This window comes from Veillonella atypica KON (genome assembly GCF_002959915.1).
In the GTDB taxonomy this organism is placed as follows: domain Bacteria; phylum Bacillota; class Negativicutes; order Veillonellales; family Veillonellaceae; genus Veillonella; species Veillonella atypica.
Map to the genome: position 1 here is coordinate 16,358 of NZ_PPDE01000010.1, position 21,445 is coordinate 37,802.

Sequence of the window (21,445 nt, forward strand, 5' to 3'; positions counted from 1 at the left end):
AAATGTAAAAGAAAACGACAGGCAACGCCATGTCGTTTTCTTTATGCTTCTCTTATCGATTGCGCAATACTGCTTGTACCGCCAAGGATACAACAGCAGTTGCTACCGCTACGGCTGCTGTAATTTTTGCAGTTGTGCAGAGCTCATCTTTTGTTGGTTTTGCTTTTGCTGCAATGTCTAATGTTTTAGCAACAGCAGGAACCAATACATCATTACGTAAGGATTCTGTATTCATATTTACTCCTCCAATATAGACTATTTATTCTAGGTTATCACGAATAGAATATAAAGTCTACATATTCATCGGATTTTATCTATATATTTATCAATTGTTCATACCAAATAAATGGATCTGTCATCGTGAGACTATTTGCTAGCCAATTCACCAATGACATCAGCCAAGATGGTAATTGCTTTTTCTAGTTGTTCTTGAGGGATGTTAAGAGCTGGCAACAAACGAACCTTATTTTTAGCAGATAAACATACAACGCCTTTTTCTAGACATTTAGCGATGACGTCTTTAGGATCTACAGTTGTTTCGATACCAATCATGAGGCCCATACCACTAACACCAACAACGCCCGGTTTACCTTCTAAGGCGTGTTTTACGTAATCACCTTTAGCTTTTACAGTAGCCAAAAATTCTGGTGTTAACCGTTCAATGATAGTGCAACCTGCAGCCGCACAGATTGGGTTACCACCAAATGTAGTGGCATGCGCACCTGCGGTTAATACGAATTGCGTTTTTTCATTGAATAAAGTAGCTCCCATAGGCAAGCCACCAGCTAAGCCCTTAGCCGTAGATACGATATCTGGTTCGATACCAAATTGTTCATATGCATACAGGCTACCAGTCCGACCATTACCCGTTTGCACTTCATCGATAAGCACGAGTTGATCGTGTTCATGCGCGTATTTTGTAACCGCTTGTACGAATTCCTTATCGAGAGGCATAACGCCACCTTCACCTTGAATTGGTTCCATCATGATAGCGCAAACTGCTGGATTAGCAAGGACTTTCAAAGCCGCATCAATATCATTAGCAGGCGTATGAACGAATCCTTCTGTGAATGGGAAGAAATGTTGATGAAACACATCTTGACCTGTAGCGGACAAGGTTGTTACTGTACGACCATGGAAGCTATTTACAAGCGTAACGATGACATTACGACCATCGCCGTATTTGTCATGGCTATACTTACGAGCTGCCTTGATAGCACATTCATTAGATTCGGCACCAGAGTTACAGAAGAACACCTTTTTCATGCCTGTCCGTTTACATAACATTTCAGCCAATTTAATTTGTGGTACGGAATAATATAAATTTGAAATATGGTTTAATGCATGAGTTTGTGCAATCACGGCCTTGGACCATTCATCATCGTCTACACCAAAGGCGGTAACACCGATACCAGAGCCAAGGTCAATATATTCTTTGCCTTCTACATCCCATAACAAAGAACCTTTGCCTTTTTCAAAGCAAACGTTAAACCGGCCATACGTATTGGCTATATACTCTTTATCTTGTTGTTCAAAATCTTGTGTCTTACTCATCATATCCTCCAAACGTACGGCCTAGCCGCCGTCAATCTATATGCAATGTAACGATGGCAAATGATGTTACCATCGTTATATCTACTATATTACTTTACAAACATTGTGCCAAGACCTTCATCGGTTAATAGTTCGATGAGGATGGCATGTGGTATTTCACCATTGATGATGAAAACCTTTTGAGCCCCTGCATTGATAGCCTCTAAGCAACAGTCAACCTTTGGTATCATGCCACCAGCGATGACGCCCTCTTTTTTCAACTGTTCCGCTTCAGCAAGAGTAATCTTTGAAATAAGGGAATTAGGATCGTTTACATCCCGTAGTACGCCATCAATATTCGTCATGGCCACCATGGTTTCCGCATTGAGGGCCCCTGCAATCTTTGCAGCTGCCGTATCGGCATTGACATTATATACATTGCCTTCTGCGTCACATCCGACAGAAGAAATGACAGGAATGTATCCCTTACTGATGACGTCGTCAATAACCTTAGGATCGATTGTATCGACTTCGCCCACATAGCCAAGTTCTTCATTTTTCTTGTGTACTTGAATGAGTTCACCATCCACGCCACAAAGGCCGATAGCACGGCCACCAAAGCCGATGAGGTCTGCTACGAGGCCTTTATTGACCTTGCCGGCCAGCACCATTTGTACCACATTCATCGTTTCTTTGTCGGTAACGCGCAAGCCATTACTGAATTTCGATTCAATATGCATAGCCTCCAAGGTACTATTAATATCTGGGCCACCGCCGTGAACGAGGACTACTTTCACCCCCACTAATTGGAGTAGTAGCAAATCATTCATAACGGATTTTTTAAGTTCCGGATCCGTCATGGCATTGCCGCCGTATTTTACGACTACGTATTTATCTGTATATTGTTTAATATATGGAACGGCCGCCGTTAAGATGTGCGCCCGCATTGCATTTGTTACACTGTTCATAGTGAAAGCCCCGTTTCTTCTGGCAATCCAAGTGCGATGTTCATACATTGTACGGCTGCACCAGAAGCGCCCTTACCTAAATTATCAAAAATAGCGTGAACGACCATGCGGTCATTATTGCCAGTAACAGATATGACCATGACATCCGTATTGCTTAGTTTATTAGCATTTAACAATTGTTTATTGTCTTCTTCTAAGTTAAGTGGTGCTACCTTGACGATAATGCTATCCTTATAGAAATCTACGAGTGCAGCATGCACATCTTCTACGGTAACAGGTTTTGCTAATAGACGTGTATGTAGGCCAACACTGACCTCCATACCGCTGTAGTAATCGTCTACGATAGGCATGAATATTGGCGTTTCTGTAAGGCCACATACATGGGTTACTTCTGGCAAATGTTTATGTTGTTGACTAAGGCCATATTGACGTGGTGCGTAGAGGAAATAATCCTTTGGCTCCGATTCATATTGACCGATCATTTTCTTACCGCCACCGCTATAGCCTGTTAAGGATGTAATGGTGAAAGGATAATCTACTGGGGCAATGCCTGCTTTCACAAGAGGTACAATGCAAGCAATCATGCCGCTTGCATGACAGCCAGGATTTGCGATATGTTGTTTCGTTTTAATATCGTTTTTATAGCTTTCACCAAGTTCAGGAAAGCCATAGGCCCAATCATCAGCCGTTCTAAATGCTGTGGATGTGTCGATAATCTTGCAAGGGTAATCGCCGATAGCCGCCACCACCTCTTTGGAGGCCGCATCAGGCAAACACAAGAACACGATATCCGCGTCCTTTGCAATGCTCGCAATGACATCAATATTTTTACGGTCCTCATCGGAAATGGATAATAATGTAATATCCTTCCGACCGGATAGCCGTTCGTGAATTCTAAGGCCCGTCGTTCCTTCGTGACCTACGATAAATACCTTATATGGATTCATATGATAACCTTCTTTACTATACGTGCTAGATGACCTCTCCCGTCATCTGTATTCTACCTATTATTTCATTGGATAATCGCCAAATGTAGCAACCATAACCGCCTTAATGGTGTGCAAGCGATTTTCTGCTTCTTGGAATGCCAAGGAGTTTGGACCTTCAAATACGTCCTCTGTGACTTCGATACCATTCATGCCAAAACGTTCAAAGATATCTTTACCAACTTGCGTTTCTGTATTGTGAAATGCTGGCAAGCAGTGGCAGAATTTTGTATTTGGATTGCCAGTTAAGGCCATCATATCCGCATTGATTTGGAATGGTTTAAAGAGGTTAATCCGTTCTTCCCACATATCGTAAGTATCGCCCATCGTTACCCATACGCCTGTGTAAATCACATCAAGACCTTTCACGCCTTCTGCCACATTATCTGTACATGTAATCGTAGCGCCAGTTTCCTTCGCTACCTTTAAGCATTCTTCGTAGAATGAACCAGCTGGCCAGAATTGTTTAGGACCAATGAGACGGAAATCCATGCCCATTTTTACAGCACCGCTCATCAAAGCATTACACATATTGGATTGACCATGGCCTACATAGGCATAGGAAATTTCGTTCAATGGCTTGTCGATATTTTCTTGTAATGTTAGGAAATTAGCCAATGTTTGTGTAGGATGATCCATATCGGTTAGGCCATTCCATACAGGCACGCCAGAATATTGTTCCAATGTGTCTACATCCTCTTGGTCAAAGCCACGGAATTCGATGGCATCATACATGGAACCAAGAACACGGGCCGTATCCTTTAAGGATTCTTTTTTGTTCATTTGAGAACCTGTAGGTCCAAGATATGTCGTATGCGCCCCTTGGTCCGCCGCACCTACTTCAAAGGCACACCGTGTTCTCGTAGAATCCTTTTCAAAGATGAGTACGAAATTTTTGCCTTCCATCGTTTTGATTTCTGTGCCCGCTTTTTTATCGGCCTTTAATTTAGCTGCGAGATCTAGGTAATATTTAATCTCTTCTGGCGTATAATCTAGCATTGTTTTAAATGATTTATTATGTAAACTTTTCATGATAACTCCTTCAATCTATATGGTATATATTTATACAATTCTATTTTGTTATTTGTGAAAGCTATTCTTTCGGTTGTAAATATTCTGCAGCCAGTGCAGCCATCATGGTAATACCTGATTCTAAGATTTTTTCATCAATGGTAAATCCTGCATTGTGAAGTGCTGGATTGCCTTCAAAACCGGTTCCTAACCAAAGGAAAGCGCCTTTGATTTTATGCAAATATGCGGAAAAATCTTCTGCCGCCATAGATGGATGTTCTGGTTGTACTACGGCGTCCTTGCCAAGGTATTTTTCTACGATGGATGTAGCATAGTCGATGGCATCTGGGTCATTCGTTGTCGCGCCATGGCCACGTTTATAATCCAAGGTGCTCTTTGTTTTGAACATCAAGTCCAAAGCTTGTAAGCTTTCACCTAAACGACGTTCAATATAGTCACGTTTCGCTGGTTCGTAGGTACGACAAGTACCTTCAAGGTATACATCGCCACAGCCGACATTATAGCGGTCACCACCATTGATTACCCCAATGGTACACACGAGATTTTCCATTGGATTCGTCTCACGAGCCACCATGGATTCTACATTAACAATCCAGTTCGCTGCAGCCATGATAGCATCGATACCATTATGTGGTTCCGCACCATGCGTAGATTTACCGTGGATGTGAACGAGGAAATGATCGGATGCCGCCATGAGATGGCCTTTCTTGAGACCAACCTTACCCACCGGCAATTGAGGCCACACGTGAAGGCCAAAGATTTCGTCTACATCATCTAGGATTCCGCTATCCACAATGCCTTGTGCACCAGGGAATAAAGCCTCTTCTTCAGAAGGTTGGAATACGAGTTTAACGGTACCATGTAATTGATCTTTTATAGATTGCAATACGGCCGCTGTGCCAAGCAAAATCGATACATGCCCATCGTGTCCACAAGCATGCATAACACCTTCATTTTGCGATGCAAATGGCAATCCTGTTTCTTCATGGATTGGCAATGCATCAATATCGGCCCGTAAAGCAATAACAGGGCCTGTGTGAGCGCCCTGTATTTCACCGATGACTGCATAATCTGAAACATCATTTACATAAGGAATATGTAATTCATCTAGAATCTTTTGAATGAATAAAGATGTTTCTTTTTCTTGACCAGATAATTCTGGATGACTATGAATATGTCGACGCCATGCTATAACTTGTTCTTTATATTGTGCTGCATATTTTTTTATTAAATCTTGTAATGTATTCATGACGTTATCTCCTTTATACACTGTATGTATATTTTATACATTATATGTGTATTTTTATAACCTATGTACGTATTATAATACTATCGCTTATATTATTCAAGTTTTATACATATATTTTGTATTTTTATTTGTTATGCTATGCATTAATTTTAATCATAGAACTATAAGCTATAAATTATATGAATTTCTAAGTTTTACGAAAAAAGAGCTGTAATAGCATACGCATACTACTACAGCTCCATTTATTTTTCAATGACGGACTCGTCTATCTTTCGTAATATTGTTTCATTTGTGTATAGCCGTTGACAAGGACCTCAATTTCACCAGTTCTAGGATGGAAAATTAGACCGTGAATCGGCACATCTTTAGGAATCAACGGATTCATACGTAATTCATCTACTGTTTCCTCTACATTTTCAGCAGGATGTGTGAATCCATCCGCCCAATGTTCCATCTCCTTTTTCACCATATGAATGGCCTCAGGTGCAATACCACGAGCTAACATTTTTTCTGTTAAATCTTTAGCCGTAGTTTTAGCCATACCACACTCATGATGACCGATGATAAAGATTTCGTTAACACCTAACTCATAAATGCAAACCAACAAACTACGAACGACACCATCAAAAGGTCCTGTAATACAATTACCTGCAGTCTTAACAATCTTAGCCTCACCACGACCAATATCCATGGAATCCTCTAAGAAATTCACAAGACGCGTATCCATGCACGTTACAATCGCCATCTGACGACTAGGCATCTTACTACATTTTGTATCTACATCAACATATCCTGTATTTTGATCTTCTACATATTCCTTATTATGCTTCAAAATATCATCAAGTAAACTCATATTTCCTCCAGGTAAAAAAGACCTTGTCTAAATTAAAGCAAGGTCTCTATATTTAATACATTCGATATTTTATTATACCATAAAACAAACAGACATTATTGTCCAAGTGAAGCTCATACTAGCACAGTGACTTTACTAGGTCAAGGCCCTCGGCCGAAGACCGTTAAGGTAGCTGGAACGAGCAAGTATGAGCTGAACGCCAAACTTTGGCCCTGCGTAGCCCGAAGGGCGAAGTCAGACCCGGCCGGTGGAGCGAGCAAGTACGGGCTACTCAACATGAATACTCTAGGTCTATACCTCACTAGCGATCCGGAGTCGCCAATGCCTCAATTGCGACACTGCCACCACGAACAACTTCGATGCGATTAACGAACATATCCTTAAACAAGGCAATCATATCATTGTTCTTGGATACTGTTTTCACGCATTGTACAAGTACAGATTTTCGATTGTAGTCAATGACCTTAAGGTCAAAGGTTTCTGCAATGCGGAATATTTCTTGTTTGTCCGATTCTTTACAGTTATTAACCTTGATGAATAATAATTCTTTTTTTGTAATCGGCATATCTGTAAAGTCGATAACCTTAATAACCTCAACACTGCGGTTAAGTTGCTTGATAATTTGTTCGTATGTCAAATCATCGCAAGTGAGTTCAATGGTCATACGTGACATGGTAGGGTCTTCTGTTTCACCTACTGTCAACGTATCAAGGTTATAATTTTTACCCGCGAAGAGGCCAGAAATTTTGGCCAATACGCCGATTTGGTTTTCTACATATGCTGAAATGCAGCGTTTTTCTAAATGTAATTCCATAGCCCCTCCTATTTTTTATCCTTTAATAACATGTCGCTCAACGATTTGCCGGCTGGTACCATTGGCAATACATTTAACTCAGTTGGAATGATGCATTCAATGAGTGTTGGTCCTTTTTTGAAAGCATCTGCCTTTTTAAACGCTCCTTCTAATTCTTCAGCTTTTGTAACACGTATACCTTGTGCGCCATAGGCCTCTGCTAATTTCACAAAGTCTGGTACGTATTCAAATTCACCGTCATCGATCATATCACGAGTGACGATAGCACTTTCATCCATCAACAAATTAGTACATGCATAGCGTTTATCGTAGAATAATTGTTGCCACTGACGTACATTACCAAGATAGCCATTATTGATAACAACCAAGGTCACAGGCAAATGGTAATGCATAGCTGTTGCAAATTCTTGAATATTCATTTGCACACCCCCATCACCACAAATGGCGAATACACGTTTTGTAGGATTACCAAATTGAGCACCAATAGCCGCAGGGAATCCATAGCCCATCGTACCTAAGCCGCCGGATGTCAACAATTGATGATTGCCTTCGATTTCGAGGAATTGTGTAGTCCACAATTGGTTTTGACCTACATCAGTTGCCACCACTGGACGGTCATAATGATTATTAATGTAGTCGATAATATTTTGAGGCGTAAGACCTTCTTCACCAGCTTGCGTAACAGGACGCTCTTCTTTTAATTGTTGCAATTGAGCTGGCCAATCGCCTAGATCGTGAGGTTCAATATATTCTAATAGAGCTTCAATAGCTAATTTTGCATCCGCCACAATTGGAATGTCTACCTTAATATTTTTAGAGATAGATGCAGCATCTACGTCAATATGTACAATCTTGCAGTTTTGTGCAAATGTACTCAATTTGCCGGTAATACGGTCATTAAAGCGCGTACCAATGGAGATCATAACATCACAATCGGTAATGGCCACATTCGGTGCATAGCCACCGTGAATGCCTACATTGCCTAAGTACAATGGATGACATGAACTAATAGCCCCTTTCCCCATCAAGGTAGTGACTACAGGAATTCCCGTTTTATCTACCAGCTGTGTCATCAATTCATTAGCACCACTGATGCTAATACCGCCACCTAATAAGAATAAAGGACGTTTAGCCTTAGCAATAACAGAGCAAGCTTTTTTTACCTGACCAATGTGAACTGTCGTGTTTGGCTTATAACCACGAATGTTAACTTCATCAGGATATACATCAGACCCCATCGCTTTTTGGATATTCTTAGGAATATCTACGACAACAGGACCCGGGCGGCCTGTACGAGCAATGTAAAAGGCTTCTTTCAAAATACGACCTAGATCTTTACGGTCACGAACCGTAACAGCATACTTACTTACATTACGAACAATGCCGACCGTATCTACTTCTTGGAATGCGTCATTGCCCATCAATGCTAAATCTACTTGGCCGGTAATACACACCATAGGTACACTATCTGAGTAGGCTGTAGCAATACCAGTAACAAGATTTGTCGCACCTGGACCAGACGTAACCATGCAAACGCCAACCTTGCCAGTGCTGCGTGCATAACCATCAGCAGCATGTGCTAATGCTTGCTCATGGCGAGGTAAGATTACTTTCACCTGATCTTGTTTATATAATTCATCCATTATATCGATGGTTGCTGCGCCAGGATAGTTGAATAAAATATCAACATTCTCCTCTTGCAATGCTTTCACCACGTATGCGGCACCTGAAATCATAGCCATCCTCCTATATAACAACCTACAAATGTTAGTAGATTATATCTAAAAAATTGAATATTGTTATTATTTATGATATACTTTTTAATATAACATATCTTAGTTGATGTGAGTATGAAATAACTCAATAAATCACTAAATTTAGTCGTATTTTCTGAAAGGACTGAATACTATGAAAGAAATTTTAGGTTTCCACTTAAACGGTTGCCCTTATTGCCATAACGCATTCCGTGCAATCGAAGAATTACAAGCAGAAAATCCTGCATATAAAAATATCAAAATCGACTGGGTTGAGGATCAAGATGCTCACGAATTATTCAAAACGCATCCATATGAATACTACCCTAACCTTTGGTTCGGTACTGATAAACAATACGAAGCACAACCTGGTGAAAGCTATGACCAAACTAAGGCATACATCAAGGCTGTATTCGACAAAGCGCTTGCATAAAAACTATATAACCAATAAAAATGCACCTCTAACATACCATCTAATGTTAGGGGTGCATTTTAGTATAATAAAAGGTTATAGGGTTATAGCTTTTTGGGTACTATAAATTTACTGATTGCCTTATACACAATTAAAATCAATGCAATCTCTAAGGGGAAACAAATAATATTTTTAATAAGACGTCCAACAAATATAGCGGATACAGCTTTATTATAAAATATTGTCAGCCACAGTGTATTCAATAGCAAATGTATGCATACTGTCACAATCGCTTCTGGTAAAAGTAATCGTTTAAATGTAACATTACGACCATGTAAAAAATGTCCATACACATAGCCTACAAGAAATTCAGATACGATAAAGCCGGGAAAGAATACGCCTTGTCCAAATAGAGCCATGCCTATAAAGCAGGCAATAGCAGCCATTATACCAGCTGCCATCGGCCCATAAAGAATGGCAAATATAGCGGTTGATAGAAATCCAAAAGTGATATGTATAAAGGTAGTGTGAATAGCAAATATATAAGATAGTAAAACCGTCAACGCTACAAATATTCCCGTTCTTACAATCATATCAGTTTTCATGAGATATATGGCTCCTTTTTCTATCCTTCCACTCTAAATACATATGACGAACAACCTGAATTGGAGAGTGTAGTAACATCCGCGGGCCACCGTAGCGCATGATTTCACGGATTTTTCCTCGGTACGTCGGCGCATAACAATGTGTTTTACATACGCTACAAAACGTCTTATGCTCCATGTGTGGGCATACATCGATGCGATGCTGTGCATACTGCCATACCTCTTCACAATCTTCGCATAGTTGGCCCTTTGGCGTATGATGTTTATCATGACAATAGATGCCAATGATTTGACGCATCGTTTTGAGTTCTAATTGACGCTTTTCTTCTACTGTCATAATGCCTCCTATTTAACCGACCAAGATACCCATGCAACCGTATCCACTGTCTTATTATGAATTTTACCATCAATAGCACGCGGTTCAATGAGTTGTCTAATTTCTCGCTTCATATCTTCCATGGTGCCCCACTCATTATTGTGGAGACGCATCGTGAAATAATCTACCGCTTTATCAAGGCTCATAACCTCTGTTTCGGGTACAGTTTTATACGTAACTTTCACATTATGACCTATCTCATGAATGGCATCTAAACATGCTTTCATCTTACCAGCCCACGGAAATGAATCTCGTCCGAAGAAATGTTCTGACAACATATCTACCGTTTCATCCATACGTTCACTAAACGCAATCCATAGACATGTATCATGGCTTGCATCATGCATGGCCCGTATATTCTCTACATCAAACATGATAGGACAAAAAATACTATACGCCAAATCAAAGGATTTATCCCAGCCTAATTTCTGCCTAGTTTCTTCAGACCATGGTGCAATATATAGGCTCACATCAAGGCCTTCTTTATCTGCCAGTTGTTTTGCACCATGAATCATGCCATCGGACAAATCAATTCCCGTAGTTTTGTAACCTTCTCTAGCTAATCCAAGTGCATAATCACCAACACCACAACCAATGTCGAGAGCGGTACCACCAGCTGAAGGTAATAGATGTTCGTCCTTTAAAAATGAGAGAAAGTCAGTTACCTGTGCCTTACGATCTGCTCGATTATGTAGTTCTACGAAAAATTTAGATCGATTATTCCAGGCCGCTTGTTCATCGCGCCAATCATGGAGATCAACGGATACTTCTTGTATTGTATTATTCATATTATATCCTCTACTATGATACTGTATATGTGACTGTAAATATAGTTAACACAATATCCATATGGCCCTATCATTCCAAATAGGCAGTTCAAATTTTGTATATGGATACTATATTTTCATTGTATATTATTCTCAATAAAATTTGTGTTACTATAGTCACATTTACATATATTATCTAAAGTATCGAATATCCTATTCTATATATTTACATTGTATCGGATAAAATATATCGTATAGAACGTCCCTTGCCAATCTGTTTAAGTCGCCCCTTCTCCACTAATCGTCGTAACACTCTACCGCTCGTGGCCTGTGCTACTTTTAATTCTGTATCAACATCACTCCGTTTAATGCTTCCACAATCACGAACTAGATTAATGATCTGCTCTTCTTGCTGATAGCTAATTTTAGGTACATTGTGTTCAGATATAGGCTCATCGATATTGCAATTTGGTAATATTAATTTAAATGCATTAGTAGTCACAATAATTTGAGGTTTAACTGTTTTATTTTTATAGGCATCCATAATTTTTTGTAAGCCTGTCCCATAGGCTTCAATTAATTCTAACCGATAAAATACATTAGCTAATTTGGGATTCCGGCACAATGAAAACCCATCTAATAAAATATCGTCTAAACTAGTTCTAGGTGGCAAACCGCCAAGCGATGTAAACTCAATACGATTATCATATATGCCTATGGTTGGACTGGCCATATATGAATAATCTCTATGAACTAGCATATTTAATAATGCTTCACGAATAGCAATCTGTGGATAATCTCGTTTATCCTTTCTATGAAGCCCTTCAATAGTGGCTTTAACTGCATTTCGATTATCTATATACTCGTACGCTTCATATAATTGATCTAATAAGGCCCCTCTGATTTCACGCCTATCTCTAAAAATATATCCATCGGTTCCCTGAAATACTGCAATTTTCAACTCATGAGGACATTGATCAGACAATAGTAACCCCAGATTGGTATAAATATCATCAAATTCAGTAATTCCTAAGGTTCTTTTTTGCGGATCATTAAAGGCTAGAGTTTTATCATCAAATTCATGTTTTAACCGTTTAAATGTTAATTTTTGTTGTAAGGATCTAGCACTTTCGTAACTATCTCCGTCAGTATCGCGAATCATATCCTTAATTAACATATCACTAGCTGGCACAGAGGCGAAACCTTGTCGCACATATACACCACTAGGTTTTAATCCCTTACTATGAATATAATAAGGTCTTAACGTGCCACGTTGGACTGTAATTTTTAATATATTTTTATCATGCTCTACCAAATTATCGTAATGAATAAATGCAGTAATATCTGGCTTAATGGAATCTCGCACTAAATTACCTATTTTCAACATAAGAGCATCACAATCATCTATACCTACAATATCGCCATTATCATCAATACCAACATAAATAGTACCACCATTAGTATTAGCAAAGGCAATAATCTCCTTACGAATATCCGCTGTATATTCTCTTTTAAATTCTATTATTTCCGATTCTTTATACATAAAAGCCTCCTTTCTAATCTAATCTAATCTAATCTAATCTAATCACATTGTACTATTTTAATGATTAGAAAACAATATATTTCATTATTTCCCCATAATCATCAAAAGGGACTATACCCACATGCAATATATTTGCATAAGGTATAGTCCCTTATAGTTAGATAATTTATTTTTTATCATCTTGCTTAGTTTCTTCTGTATCTACAGATTTACCAAGCTCATTTTGTTTTAAAACTTGTTGTTCTAATTCTTCTACACTAGTTGGTTGTTCAGATTGTTCAGGTTTTTCTTGAGGTTTAAATTCAGCAGGTTTCTTATCGAATGTATCTCTAAGTTTATCAGTACCTTCTTTAGCTAAATTTTTGATAGCTTCAGGATCTGCACCGCTGAATGCTGCAAGAGCTTCTTCATTCTTAGGATCAAAGAAAGGCGCTTGTTTAAAGCCTAACATAGCAGCTACGAATACCATTGGAATTTGCGCAATAGCACTGTTGTATTCTTTAACTTGGAAGTTATAGATTTCTCGTTTATTAGAAATGAAAGTTTCATTTTCACTAATCGCTTCTAAAAATTTACCATATTGACTATCGGCTTTTAACTCTGGGAATTGATTAGCTAACGCCGTAATATTTTGAACAGCCTTAGCCGTTGCACGTGCCATTTCCAAGAAATTATCAGACACCTTTAATTGAATAGATTTCTCATAATCGCCATATTCATCAACTAACCCAGAGTATTGATTGATAATAGCTACCTTTTTCTCATAGGCTACGATAATATTAGCACGAGCTTCTTTAATCTCTACAGTTAATTTTTGCAATGTATTATATTGCTTAATAAAGAAAATTACCAATGCTAATATCAGCAGAAATATTAATGAACTCATATAATCCTCTCTCCATATCTGTAATACTATAATGAAAACCAAACTAATATGAACAACATGAATAATTTGGCAACATTATACCATATCAAATATATAACTGATATGAAATTTCATTCATGAAGTGCAAACTATAGAATACATTTCAGATATACCTTTACTCCATTTAGTAGTACGTTCATGTATGTCCATTCATTTTTCTCCTATTAATACATACAAATATCGCTTCAATGTTAACGATAAAAATTATTTCGTACACCACTTATATTTATTATAATAAAGAAAAGGAGGACTTGAAAATATGGGAACTTATATACTAATCCTAATGTTTGTATTAGTTGCTATTGCCGTGACATTTGCTACTTATAACTTATCTATGATTAAATCCATGCCGCCTGAAGAACGTTATAAACTTCTCTATTTTAAAGATGATCAAGTCTCTATAGGCATTGGTTTAGTAAGAAGAACCTATAAATTAAAAGATATTCGCGAAGTGCGTTTCTCTAAAGGGAAAAAATTCCGCAGCATGGGAAGTTGGGCCGGGAGAATGAAGATTTGCAAAATAAATGGTAAGACAAGCCGTTGGATAGAATTTGATGGTACTGTCTATTACAAAAAAATGGTATATATATCTAACGAAGAAATTATTGATAAATCAATAGACATACTCATGAAGGAATTTAGATCCAGAGGAATCCAGTGTAATAAATATAGATAGTAACATATAAAAACGGCTTCTCGAAATTTCGAGAAGCCGTTAGCTATTGGTGCGCCTAGCAGGATTCGAACCTGCGCACCCGGTTCCGGAGACCGGCGCTCTATCCCCTGAGCTATAGGCGCATGTGTACTAAAGAATTATACCATATTACAGCATGCTTCGATAGTATAAAGTATATTAGCACAAGGACATATAACATACGCCCCTATCATTAGCTAATCGATGAAATAATAATAGAGGCGTATTATTTTACATATTCTTTTTAATGACCTGTAAGAGTGCATCACAGCTACGACTGACATCATCATAGGTTTCGTCAAAGTTCCCCGTATACCAAGGATCCTTTACATCTCGGCTTTCACCAACAAAGGTCATAGCCTTATGCACCTTATGATCCACATCATCACCGATAATACGACGTAAGTTTCGTGCATTATTTTCATCCATGATGATGAGGTAATCAAATGTATGGTAATCATCTACAGTCACTTGGCGAGCCTTACGACGAGTATAAGGAATACCCATTTCATCTAATTTTTGTTTAGTCCCATAATGGGTATCATTTCCTATCTCCTCACGAGATGTGGCAGCAGATTCGATATAAATAGAATCAGTCAAACCTGCCTCGTTAACGATATGCTTCATATAAAACTCTGCCATCGTAGAACGACAAATATTTCCGTGACAGATAAATAAAACATTAACCATTATATCTCCTTTAACACCACACCAAGTGTCGAATTATTAACGTACAAAGTTCGTAGATACATTTTTCTCTGTATCTGGATATGGCACACCTTGCTCCTTAGCTACCGCAAAACTACGCATCATCCAAATCATATTACGAGCCAAGTTACGCATGGTTTGCATGCCTTCTTCATCTTGCTTAGCATCCTCTGCTACTAGGCCGTGGCTAATATTCCAATACGTAGAGCCTGCAATTGGCATTTGAGAAATACCAAAATATTTATTAAGCACATCAAAGGATGCCGTTGTGCCACCACGACGAGCTACCGCAATGGATGCACCTGGTTTAAAGGCAAATGGATTTGGTGTTACATTTTCTGCACTGAAAAATACACGATCTAAAAAGGATAAAATACGACCACTTGGATGTGCATAGTATACAGGTGTTGCAAAGATAAAACCATCTACATCTTTCGCTTTTTCTACGAAGGCATTTACATCATCATCTTTAAATACACATTCGCCATGTTCAAAACAATATCCACATTGAATACAATCACGAATAGGCTTATTGCCAAGCTGAATGACCTCTGTCTCTACATTGGCTTCGCTGAATACCTTTTGTACCTCTTGTATAGCTTGCATAGTCGTACCATTTACATGGCTACTACCATTTACGATCAAAACTTTCATATTCTATTCTCCTAATTTTTACTTAAAAAATTGTATAAGCTCTAGTTTTTATATATTAGCATAGAAATGTGAATTTGTTAAATTAATAGATTTAGATGCCCGAATCCTCTTTTCAGAATTAAAGAAGATATAATTACACATTATCGCCGTAAAATATAGCCCTAGTACTTTCTAGTAAATAATTACTGATATCTTTTGTAGATAAGAGAAACATCGACTAGTTTACAACTAGTCGATGTTTCTCTCTTCACAGCAAAATAATAACTAATTAATAAAATCTTACTCATCTTTTGAAATAGGGTATTCCCATATTTCTATCAATTTGTTCACCAATTGATTAGTTCTTGCTAATATTTCTTTTTCACCCCATTGATTATATTTAATTAGACTATGACTAATTTTGATTGGAGTATGCCTGTAACCTATATTATTTCCCTGTTTATCTTTACAGTCTAATTTATCAATAAAATATTTATTCTGATATTCTGAATTATAACCAGTAAGTGTTAGATTACCAATTGTATGCAAGTATTTTTCATGAACCTCCTTATATTCACTGCCTAATTTTTGTTTCCAAGTTTTAGATAGACTTTGAGGCATAATATGTTCAATTGTATATTCATTAGTATTTATATGTTCCTTTCCCATACTATTTTCAATTTTATCCAATAACATCTTAGTTCTAGTTGAATTCAATGAATATATTTTTAAAGTCTTAAGCGTTTCTTTAATTTCACTATCCTCAGGCACTCTTTGTGGCCAAGTTAACTCTTTTAAATTCTTTTTAAACGACTCCACCTTATTAGTTTCATATAAACTCTTTAACATTGAAATACAAACTGGTCCAGCAGTGTTTGTTGGTAGGGCACAAATTGTTCTACGCATCCAATAAGATTCAATAATTTTTAAAATTACTAATAAATCTTCTTCTGTTATCAACTTATTATCTCTGTCTGCAAGAAGTTTTAAAATCACAGAGGTGATTTTCAACTGGCCTGTACGCCTTACATCATATAAAGCCTTTTGAATTTTATCACCTGTTTCAGATGCATCTAGCCATGCTTTATAATATTTCGAATATTTATATATCTCTTTTACTAATTCGTCTGTAATTACTACAGAACTATTTATTGTTGTAGTTTTTTCACGTTTATATTTATAATAATAATTTTTGAAAATATCATAATAATCACCTGTTAAGGTTTTTTGTAATACAGACGTCATATAGTAATTAAAAAATTTTTCAAATTGAGTCGTATCCCCAAATTGCATATCAAGTTCTATTTCCATGGGATGCCAGTAATTATTATAAAGTGCTTCCTGCTTATCTGAGCTTACCGTCATTAACAAAAAATTTCTAATTTTATCTGCGACTGAAAGAGGCAGTCCTGTACTATTTACAGTCTCAAAAACCAATTGAGCATTATCTTCTGGCAAAATGCATATATCTACTAGCCGCAACTTCTTTATACCATTATATACAACTTGTGGATCTACTCCTTGCTTGCAAAATTCCCCCAATATGACATTATAATTATCAAAAATTTTACTCTTATCAATATCATCTGGTTTTTCTCTATTATTAATTAATTTTTTCCAAGCATAAGAGTCTTCCTTATTTAACTTAACTTTGTAATATAGCTCTCCAGCTTCATCCTCATTCAGCAAATACTTTCGAGAAATCTTATCAAGATTAGTTGCTGCTTTTTTATACTCCTCTAAATTATTCTTAAACTTTAAAGCTGTATAATCACCTAAAGCTAATAATAAAATCGAAATAGTTGTAAGCCGCTGTTGACCATCAATCACTAAATATTCTTTAACAGCTGATGCATGCATTGAACTATCTTTTGCAAGATATAATACAGAACCAATAAAATGACAAGGTCTGCCTTCATCATTTGCAACTTTTATTATATCGTCCAATAACTTCAAACAATTTTCTTTTTTCCAACTATATTTACGCTGATAAATAGGAACAGAAAATTGTGCTTCCGTACTTAAAAATTTGGTCAGCTCTGAATCCAAAGCTTTCATAATATTTCCCCTTTATTATATATACTTTCCCCAATATAAAATATAACGTTTCATTTATTGTACTCCAAAATACGAAAAAATTCATCTTATTTACATTTTAGATATTACTACGACCAAAATTCTTATTTATAACATCAATAAAAAAAAGGAATGAATCCGGTAATATACCAAATTCATTCCCAAAAATTGTAACTTAATTTCTCTAAACAAGAAAATAGAGATAGAACTTATAGAGCAACTCTATTTATTCAACTAGAAATTATGTCGTACCCCCGCATCGATACGCCATGTATTATCTATAGTAGCACCAAAGTTTTTCGTAAATGTGCCATATAGGTATGTACTAGGACGAACGCTCCAGGAGCCACCGATTTCGGCATCGAGCCAAGTATCTTTCAAATCGAGTTCCGTTTTTACTGTTGGATTGCCAGGTGCGGAATAGGTTGTGTTCATCTTACCAGCAAATTCATGAGCCAATGCAAGTTTTGCAAAGATATTGGATTTTTCTGTTTCTTTACCAATACCAAAGCCTAATCTACCCACGGCGGAGTTAACGCCGTCAGCTTTCACATGCATGGAGCCACCACCGGCAATATTAGCATCATAGGATACGCCATTCAAACGACCTACGATGAATTCTACGCTAGGGTCGATGTAGAAGCCATTTTGTTTCTTAATGCGCTTACCGTATTCAGCACTCAAGGATGTGCCAAATGTGTGGTAATCACCGTTCACACGTTGTCCACCTACCGAATAAAGTTTGTAATTATTGGATAAACGGTTTCCACGAGCGATAATGTCTAGGTAACGACCATCATCATGTTGTTTTGTGCCATATAGTGCAATACCACCGATTTTACCATCCCCACTGCCAACGGCGTAGGAATTGCTAGATGTACTGTAATCTAGGGCACCACCAAAAATCCAGCCATTCGATACCTTATGGTCGTAACCAACTTGAACGCCATTATAGGTCATACGAGCATCAGCGCCATCTGTAATCTTTGATTTACCACCAATATATTTAGCCCATACACCTTGATCTGTATTAGTTAAACGAAGGTCGCCTAAACGGCGTTGTAAATCGTTTGTATTATTACGCCATGCCATAGCCGTAGATGCAAGAGCGGATTTAGTACCGCTTACCAACGAAGATTCCCCAGCGTGTTTAACAGTCGTCGTATTACCTACAACGAGATTACCTTGCGCATCAAACGCATCTGTACCAAGTTCTGCAACAGCTGCAGGGCGTGTTATGCCTTCATTGATTTGAACTGCGGTAGCTAATTTTTTATCATTTCCAGTATATTGCAATTTATTTGCCAATGCTTGCATTTCCGTACGGTAACTTGCATCATCAGTTAGATTTTTTGCACTATCCCCTTGCACCATTACATGGCTATTGTCAGCTGCATGTTGGATAATGATTTGCCCCTTACCGTCTTCACTAGCTGGTACACCAGCCTTATAATCGGCATTCACAAAGCCGCTATAATTTTGAATGGTAATTGGACGTGCATCGATAGGGTGGATAATACCTGCCGCAGTTGGGTTCGCCCCACCTACGAGATTACGTACTTTACTCCCCTTATATAGGTACGCCGCATTATCCCCAGAAGGACGTTCTTTTTTAGGAGTAGGTCGTTCCATACCAATCCATTCATTATTCCAAGTAGCCCCATTTTGTAGATAAATATCCGCGCCAGAATTATGTGGATTTTTATTGCTTTCAGCATATTCATTCAAAACAGCACCGGTAAGGCTAGAGTTAGGTGTTGTGAAAGCCAGTGCTATATTAGTTGGTTCAACATTATGATTTGGATCACGGCCATAGTCCTTGTTGATAAGGCCCACATTACCAACAGCAACTAGGTCCTTAGTACCTGGATGTTTGCCATCAGCGCCTGCATTAACATATACATCCCCTTCTTCTGCTACTACAGAATAGGTATCAGATGTTTCTACAGGATGCGTGATAATCTTACCGCCTCCATCAACAAGGATATGACCTCGTTGATTGACTTGTAAACCAGAGCCGATAGCATCAATATCTACATTGCCTTTAACATGAATATTAGTATCCCCAAAATCTCGGTCCGGATTATCCTTGCTAAGACGTGGTACCTTACCGCCGTAACCAGCATAAACAGCACTCATATAATAATGACCCAATTCTCGTTTAGAAGCAGGCGCATCATTTTTAAGACGAACCACTAAATCCTTATCTACCGTTAACTGGGATCCAAATCCATTATAGATACCTGTTACATTTTTACTTTTACCTGCATCGGTCAAGCTTTTACCATGTACATTAACAGTTAATGTATCTTCAAAATGCTTAACCTCTGGTTGCGTTTGTGTAGGGGACCCCATGGATAAACCAAGTAATTCTTCTGCTTTATCACTTGATACATTAATATCAGTAGCCCCAGCAGAATAAGATAAACCTGTTAACACTAAAGCAGCCATGACTGCCGATACATGACGATATAATTTCATAAAGTTCTCTCTTCTTTCTTAGCCAGTCTTAATTTACACTCTCAACAGACTGATTTATATACTCTCAAAAACATAGAAAGCCCCCTAAGTCCAACTTAGGAGGGCTTTTATTAACTCACACACTCGGTAAGTACTAGAAAATACTAATTATTATTCTTCAGGAGAAATAAGGAATGACAATGCACTAAAGTATTTATTTTGTTCCCCTTTATTTTGTGTAGGGAATGCAACTTCAACACCTACTACATTTAAGCCATCTGCTGTAACAGCTACAGTAGCTTTACCGTTTTCATCAGCTTTAGATTCACCAGTCAAATCATTTATTAAATCTTTAATAAGAGGTGCATTTGCATAAGGTTTGCCATCTTTCAATACTTGAATTTCATAAGTATCGCCTTTTCTAAGTGTTAATGGGTTAACAGATGGAATAATTTGGATAAATGCATCTTTATCTACGAAAGGTTTTGCTTGTGCATTCCAATAGTGAACATCATATTTGATAGCATGTGTACTCTTAACAGCACCTGGTACTTCTGTAATTGGTTTATGAATCATTTTGCCATCTTTAGTTTTAGTCCAGTAGCCATAGTCAAAATTAGTTACTGTAACACCAAGATCTGCTGGTGGAACAATAGCTACATTTTTTTCATGTTTAACAACTTGTACTGGAATTTGTTTACCTTGAACATCATAGCCAGTAATATTTTTCACCATATCTGCACTATAGGCATTATCTACAGGGCCTTCACCAAGAACAAGGGCTTTTTCATCGGTACGGTTAGCAAAGAATACACCATGAGCGTCAACGGAAGAGCATACAAAACCTGCAGCCAAACCTACAGCAAATAAGGATGCTAATAATTTCTTATTCATAAAAACCTCCATAATCAATAACTTATATCAACAAACTTGCTATTATTATACAAATTTATGGAGGTTTCGTATATACCTATACCCGTATAATCAAGCTATTATGCATACTTTATATATATAGGCATTACTATGCTTATCTATCATAAATGATAAATTTATCATC

The 21,445-nt window shown here is 37.7% G+C and carries 21 protein-coding genes and 1 tRNA gene; 2 read left to right on the forward strand and 20 right to left on the reverse strand.

The window, feature by feature from the left end; translation table 11 throughout:
* Nucleotides 1-52 precede the first annotated feature (52 nt).
* The 9 genes from VAHSUH02_RS08675 to ilvB form a co-directional block, all read right to left on the reverse strand.
* Nucleotides 53-235, reverse strand: coding sequence for a hypothetical protein (locus VAHSUH02_RS08675; RefSeq protein WP_005378597.1), 183 nt, complete (start codon nucleotides 233-235; stop codon nucleotides 53-55).
* A 131-nt stretch (nucleotides 236-366) separates the two neighbouring features.
* Complete coding sequence (locus VAHSUH02_RS08680) at nucleotides 367-1,554, reverse strand: aspartate aminotransferase family protein (protein WP_005382907.1); 1,188 nt, start codon at nucleotides 1,552-1,554, stop codon at nucleotides 367-369.
* Nucleotides 1,555-1,643: 89 nt separating this feature from the next.
* Nucleotides 1,644-2,501: an acetylglutamate kinase gene (argB, locus tag VAHSUH02_RS08685; protein ID WP_005382906.1), complete on the reverse strand. Its 858-nt coding sequence runs from the start codon at nucleotides 2,499-2,501 to the stop codon at nucleotides 1,644-1,646.
* The gene (argC, locus tag VAHSUH02_RS08690; RefSeq protein ID WP_005382905.1) at nucleotides 2,498-3,448 is read right to left on the reverse strand and encodes an N-acetyl-gamma-glutamyl-phosphate reductase; all 951 of its coding nucleotides are present in this window, start codon (nucleotides 3,446-3,448) and stop codon (nucleotides 2,498-2,500) included. The genes argB and argC overlap by 4 nt, the downstream gene beginning before the upstream one ends.
* Before the next feature lie 60 nt (nucleotides 3,449-3,508).
* Nucleotides 3,509-4,519 carry an ornithine carbamoyltransferase gene (gene argF, locus VAHSUH02_RS08695; RefSeq protein WP_005382904.1) on the reverse strand — a complete coding sequence of 337 codons (1,011 nt, stop codon included), beginning with the start codon at nucleotides 4,517-4,519 and terminating at the stop codon, nucleotides 3,509-3,511.
* Between the two features lie 61 nt (nucleotides 4,520-4,580).
* Nucleotides 4,581-5,768, reverse strand: a complete 1,188-nt coding sequence (locus VAHSUH02_RS08700) for a M20 metallopeptidase family protein (RefSeq protein WP_038148719.1) — start codon at nucleotides 5,766-5,768, stop codon at nucleotides 4,581-4,583.
* A 265-nt stretch (nucleotides 5,769-6,033) separates the two neighbouring features.
* On the reverse strand, nucleotides 6,034-6,621 hold the full coding sequence (locus VAHSUH02_RS08705; protein WP_005382901.1) for a beta-class carbonic anhydrase: 588 nt from the start codon (nucleotides 6,619-6,621) through the stop codon (nucleotides 6,034-6,036).
* A gap of 301 nt (nucleotides 6,622-6,922) precedes the next feature.
* On the reverse strand, nucleotides 6,923-7,435 hold the full coding sequence (gene ilvN / locus VAHSUH02_RS08710; protein WP_005382900.1) for an acetolactate synthase small subunit: 513 nt from the start codon (nucleotides 7,433-7,435) through the stop codon (nucleotides 6,923-6,925).
* 8 nt (nucleotides 7,436-7,443) lie between these two features.
* Nucleotides 7,444-9,171 (reverse strand): biosynthetic-type acetolactate synthase large subunit, encoded by a 1,728-nt coding sequence (gene ilvB / locus VAHSUH02_RS08715; RefSeq protein WP_038123822.1) that lies wholly within the window; start codon nucleotides 9,169-9,171, stop codon nucleotides 7,444-7,446.
* 172 nt (nucleotides 9,172-9,343) lie between these two features.
* On the opposite strand from ilvB, the gene VAHSUH02_RS08720 reads away from it, so the two are divergent.
* Nucleotides 9,344-9,622, forward strand: a complete 279-nt coding sequence (locus VAHSUH02_RS08720; RefSeq protein WP_005378607.1) for a thioredoxin domain-containing protein — start codon at nucleotides 9,344-9,346, stop codon at nucleotides 9,620-9,622.
* A gap of 83 nt (nucleotides 9,623-9,705) precedes the next feature.
* On the opposite strand, the gene VAHSUH02_RS08725 is transcribed toward VAHSUH02_RS08720, so the two are convergent.
* The 5 genes from VAHSUH02_RS08725 to VAHSUH02_RS08745 all read right to left on the reverse strand — a co-directional run bounded on the left by VAHSUH02_RS08725 (nucleotide 9,706) and on the right by VAHSUH02_RS08745 (nucleotide 13,778).
* Entirely contained in the window at nucleotides 9,706-10,206 is a 501-nt protein-coding gene (locus tag VAHSUH02_RS08725) for a folate family ECF transporter S component (RefSeq protein WP_005378600.1), read from the reverse strand.
* Nucleotides 10,196-10,543, reverse strand: coding sequence for a nitrous oxide-stimulated promoter family protein (locus VAHSUH02_RS08730; RefSeq protein WP_005378649.1), 348 nt, complete (start codon nucleotides 10,541-10,543; stop codon nucleotides 10,196-10,198). The genes VAHSUH02_RS08725 and VAHSUH02_RS08730 overlap by 11 nt, the downstream gene beginning before the upstream one ends.
* Before the next feature lie 8 nt (nucleotides 10,544-10,551).
* Nucleotides 10,552-11,370, reverse strand: coding sequence for a class I SAM-dependent methyltransferase (locus VAHSUH02_RS08735; RefSeq protein ID WP_005382898.1), 819 nt, complete (start codon nucleotides 11,368-11,370; stop codon nucleotides 10,552-10,554).
* A gap of 205 nt (nucleotides 11,371-11,575) precedes the next feature.
* A complete protein-coding gene (locus tag VAHSUH02_RS08740; protein ID WP_005382897.1) occupies nucleotides 11,576-12,892 on the reverse strand; it encodes an RNA-binding domain-containing protein in 1,317 nt (438 codons plus the stop codon).
* A gap of 166 nt (nucleotides 12,893-13,058) precedes the next feature.
* The gene (locus VAHSUH02_RS08745) at nucleotides 13,059-13,778 is read right to left on the reverse strand and encodes a LemA family protein (protein ID WP_005382896.1); all 720 of its coding nucleotides are present in this window, start codon (nucleotides 13,776-13,778) and stop codon (nucleotides 13,059-13,061) included.
* A 298-nt stretch (nucleotides 13,779-14,076) separates the two neighbouring features.
* Here VAHSUH02_RS08745 and VAHSUH02_RS08750 point away from each other — a divergent pair, with 298 nt between their 5' ends.
* A complete protein-coding gene (locus tag VAHSUH02_RS08750; protein ID WP_005382895.1) occupies nucleotides 14,077-14,493 on the forward strand; it encodes a hypothetical protein in 417 nt (138 codons plus the stop codon).
* A 47-nt stretch (nucleotides 14,494-14,540) separates the two neighbouring features.
* On the opposite strand, the gene VAHSUH02_RS08755 is transcribed toward VAHSUH02_RS08750, so the two are convergent.
* From VAHSUH02_RS08755 to VAHSUH02_RS08780, 6 genes are all read right to left on the reverse strand, one after another.
* A tRNA-Arg gene (locus VAHSUH02_RS08755) sits at nucleotides 14,541-14,615 on the reverse strand.
* Nucleotides 14,616-14,742: 127 nt separating this feature from the next.
* Nucleotides 14,743-15,201 (reverse strand): low molecular weight protein-tyrosine-phosphatase, encoded by a 459-nt coding sequence (locus VAHSUH02_RS08760; RefSeq protein ID WP_038148718.1) that lies wholly within the window; start codon nucleotides 15,199-15,201, stop codon nucleotides 14,743-14,745.
* 36 nt (nucleotides 15,202-15,237) lie between these two features.
* Complete coding sequence (locus VAHSUH02_RS08765) at nucleotides 15,238-15,873, reverse strand: flavodoxin family protein (protein ID WP_005382893.1); 636 nt, start codon at nucleotides 15,871-15,873, stop codon at nucleotides 15,238-15,240.
* Between the two features lie 279 nt (nucleotides 15,874-16,152).
* Nucleotides 16,153-17,910, reverse strand: a complete 1,758-nt coding sequence (locus tag VAHSUH02_RS08770; RefSeq protein ID WP_005382892.1) for a DUF262 domain-containing protein — start codon at nucleotides 17,908-17,910, stop codon at nucleotides 16,153-16,155.
* A 252-nt stretch (nucleotides 17,911-18,162) separates the two neighbouring features.
* The gene (locus tag VAHSUH02_RS08775; protein WP_005382891.1) at nucleotides 18,163-20,409 is read right to left on the reverse strand and encodes an autotransporter family protein; all 2,247 of its coding nucleotides are present in this window, start codon (nucleotides 20,407-20,409) and stop codon (nucleotides 18,163-18,165) included.
* 150 nt (nucleotides 20,410-20,559) lie between these two features.
* Complete coding sequence (locus VAHSUH02_RS08780; protein ID WP_038148716.1) at nucleotides 20,560-21,282, reverse strand: DUF4198 domain-containing protein; 723 nt, start codon at nucleotides 21,280-21,282, stop codon at nucleotides 20,560-20,562.
* Nucleotides 21,283-21,445: the final 163 nt, after the last annotated feature.

What these genes read in the sequence shown, in the direction of transcription:
- VAHSUH02_RS08675 (WP_005378597.1), bottom strand. Translation starts at nt 235, where the DNA reads ATGAATACAGAATCCTTACGTAATGATGTATTGGTTCCTGCTGTTGCT.
- VAHSUH02_RS08680 (WP_005382907.1), bottom strand. Translation starts at nt 1,554, where the DNA reads ATGAGTAAGACACAAGATTTTGAACAACAAGATAAAGAGTATATAGCC.
- argB (WP_005382906.1), bottom strand. Translation starts at nt 2,501, where the DNA reads ATGAACAGTGTAACAAATGCAATGCGGGCGCACATCTTAACGGCGGCC.
- argC (WP_005382905.1), bottom strand. Translation starts at nt 3,448, where the DNA reads ATGAATCCATATAAGGTATTTATCGTAGGTCACGAAGGAACGACGGGC.
- argF (WP_005382904.1), bottom strand. Translation starts at nt 4,519, where the DNA reads ATGAAAAGTTTACATAATAAATCATTTAAAACAATGCTAGATTATACG.
- VAHSUH02_RS08700 (WP_038148719.1), bottom strand. Translation starts at nt 5,768, where the DNA reads ATGAATACATTACAAGATTTAATAAAAAAATATGCAGCACAATATAAA.
- VAHSUH02_RS08705 (WP_005382901.1), bottom strand. Translation starts at nt 6,621, where the DNA reads ATGAGTTTACTTGATGATATTTTGAAGCATAATAAGGAATATGTAGAA.
- ilvN (WP_005382900.1), bottom strand. Translation starts at nt 7,435, where the DNA reads ATGGAATTACATTTAGAAAAACGCTGCATTTCAGCATATGTAGAAAAC.
- ilvB (WP_038123822.1), bottom strand. Translation starts at nt 9,171, where the DNA reads ATGATTTCAGGTGCCGCATACGTGGTGAAAGCATTGCAAGAGGAGAAT.
- VAHSUH02_RS08720 (WP_005378607.1), top strand. Translation starts at nt 9,344, where the DNA reads ATGAAAGAAATTTTAGGTTTCCACTTAAACGGTTGCCCTTATTGCCAT.
- VAHSUH02_RS08725 (WP_005378600.1), bottom strand. Translation starts at nt 10,206, where the DNA reads ATGAAAACTGATATGATTGTAAGAACGGGAATATTTGTAGCGTTGACG.
- VAHSUH02_RS08730 (WP_005378649.1), bottom strand. Translation starts at nt 10,543, where the DNA reads ATGACAGTAGAAGAAAAGCGTCAATTAGAACTCAAAACGATGCGTCAA.
- VAHSUH02_RS08735 (WP_005382898.1), bottom strand. Translation starts at nt 11,370, where the DNA reads ATGAATAATACAATACAAGAAGTATCCGTTGATCTCCATGATTGGCGC.
- VAHSUH02_RS08740 (WP_005382897.1), bottom strand. Translation starts at nt 12,892, where the DNA reads ATGTATAAAGAATCGGAAATAATAGAATTTAAAAGAGAATATACAGCG.
- VAHSUH02_RS08745 (WP_005382896.1), bottom strand. Translation starts at nt 13,778, where the DNA reads ATGAGTTCATTAATATTTCTGCTGATATTAGCATTGGTAATTTTCTTT.
- VAHSUH02_RS08750 (WP_005382895.1), top strand. Translation starts at nt 14,077, where the DNA reads ATGGGAACTTATATACTAATCCTAATGTTTGTATTAGTTGCTATTGCC.
- VAHSUH02_RS08760 (WP_038148718.1), bottom strand. Translation starts at nt 15,201, where the DNA reads ATGGTTAATGTTTTATTTATCTGTCACGGAAATATTTGTCGTTCTACG.
- VAHSUH02_RS08765 (WP_005382893.1), bottom strand. Translation starts at nt 15,873, where the DNA reads ATGAAAGTTTTGATCGTAAATGGTAGTAGCCATGTAAATGGTACGACT.
- VAHSUH02_RS08770 (WP_005382892.1), bottom strand. Translation starts at nt 17,910, where the DNA reads ATGAAAGCTTTGGATTCAGAGCTGACCAAATTTTTAAGTACGGAAGCA.
- VAHSUH02_RS08775 (WP_005382891.1), bottom strand. Translation starts at nt 20,409, where the DNA reads ATGAAATTATATCGTCATGTATCGGCAGTCATGGCTGCTTTAGTGTTA.
- VAHSUH02_RS08780 (WP_038148716.1), bottom strand. Translation starts at nt 21,282, where the DNA reads ATGAATAAGAAATTATTAGCATCCTTATTTGCTGTAGGTTTGGCTGCA.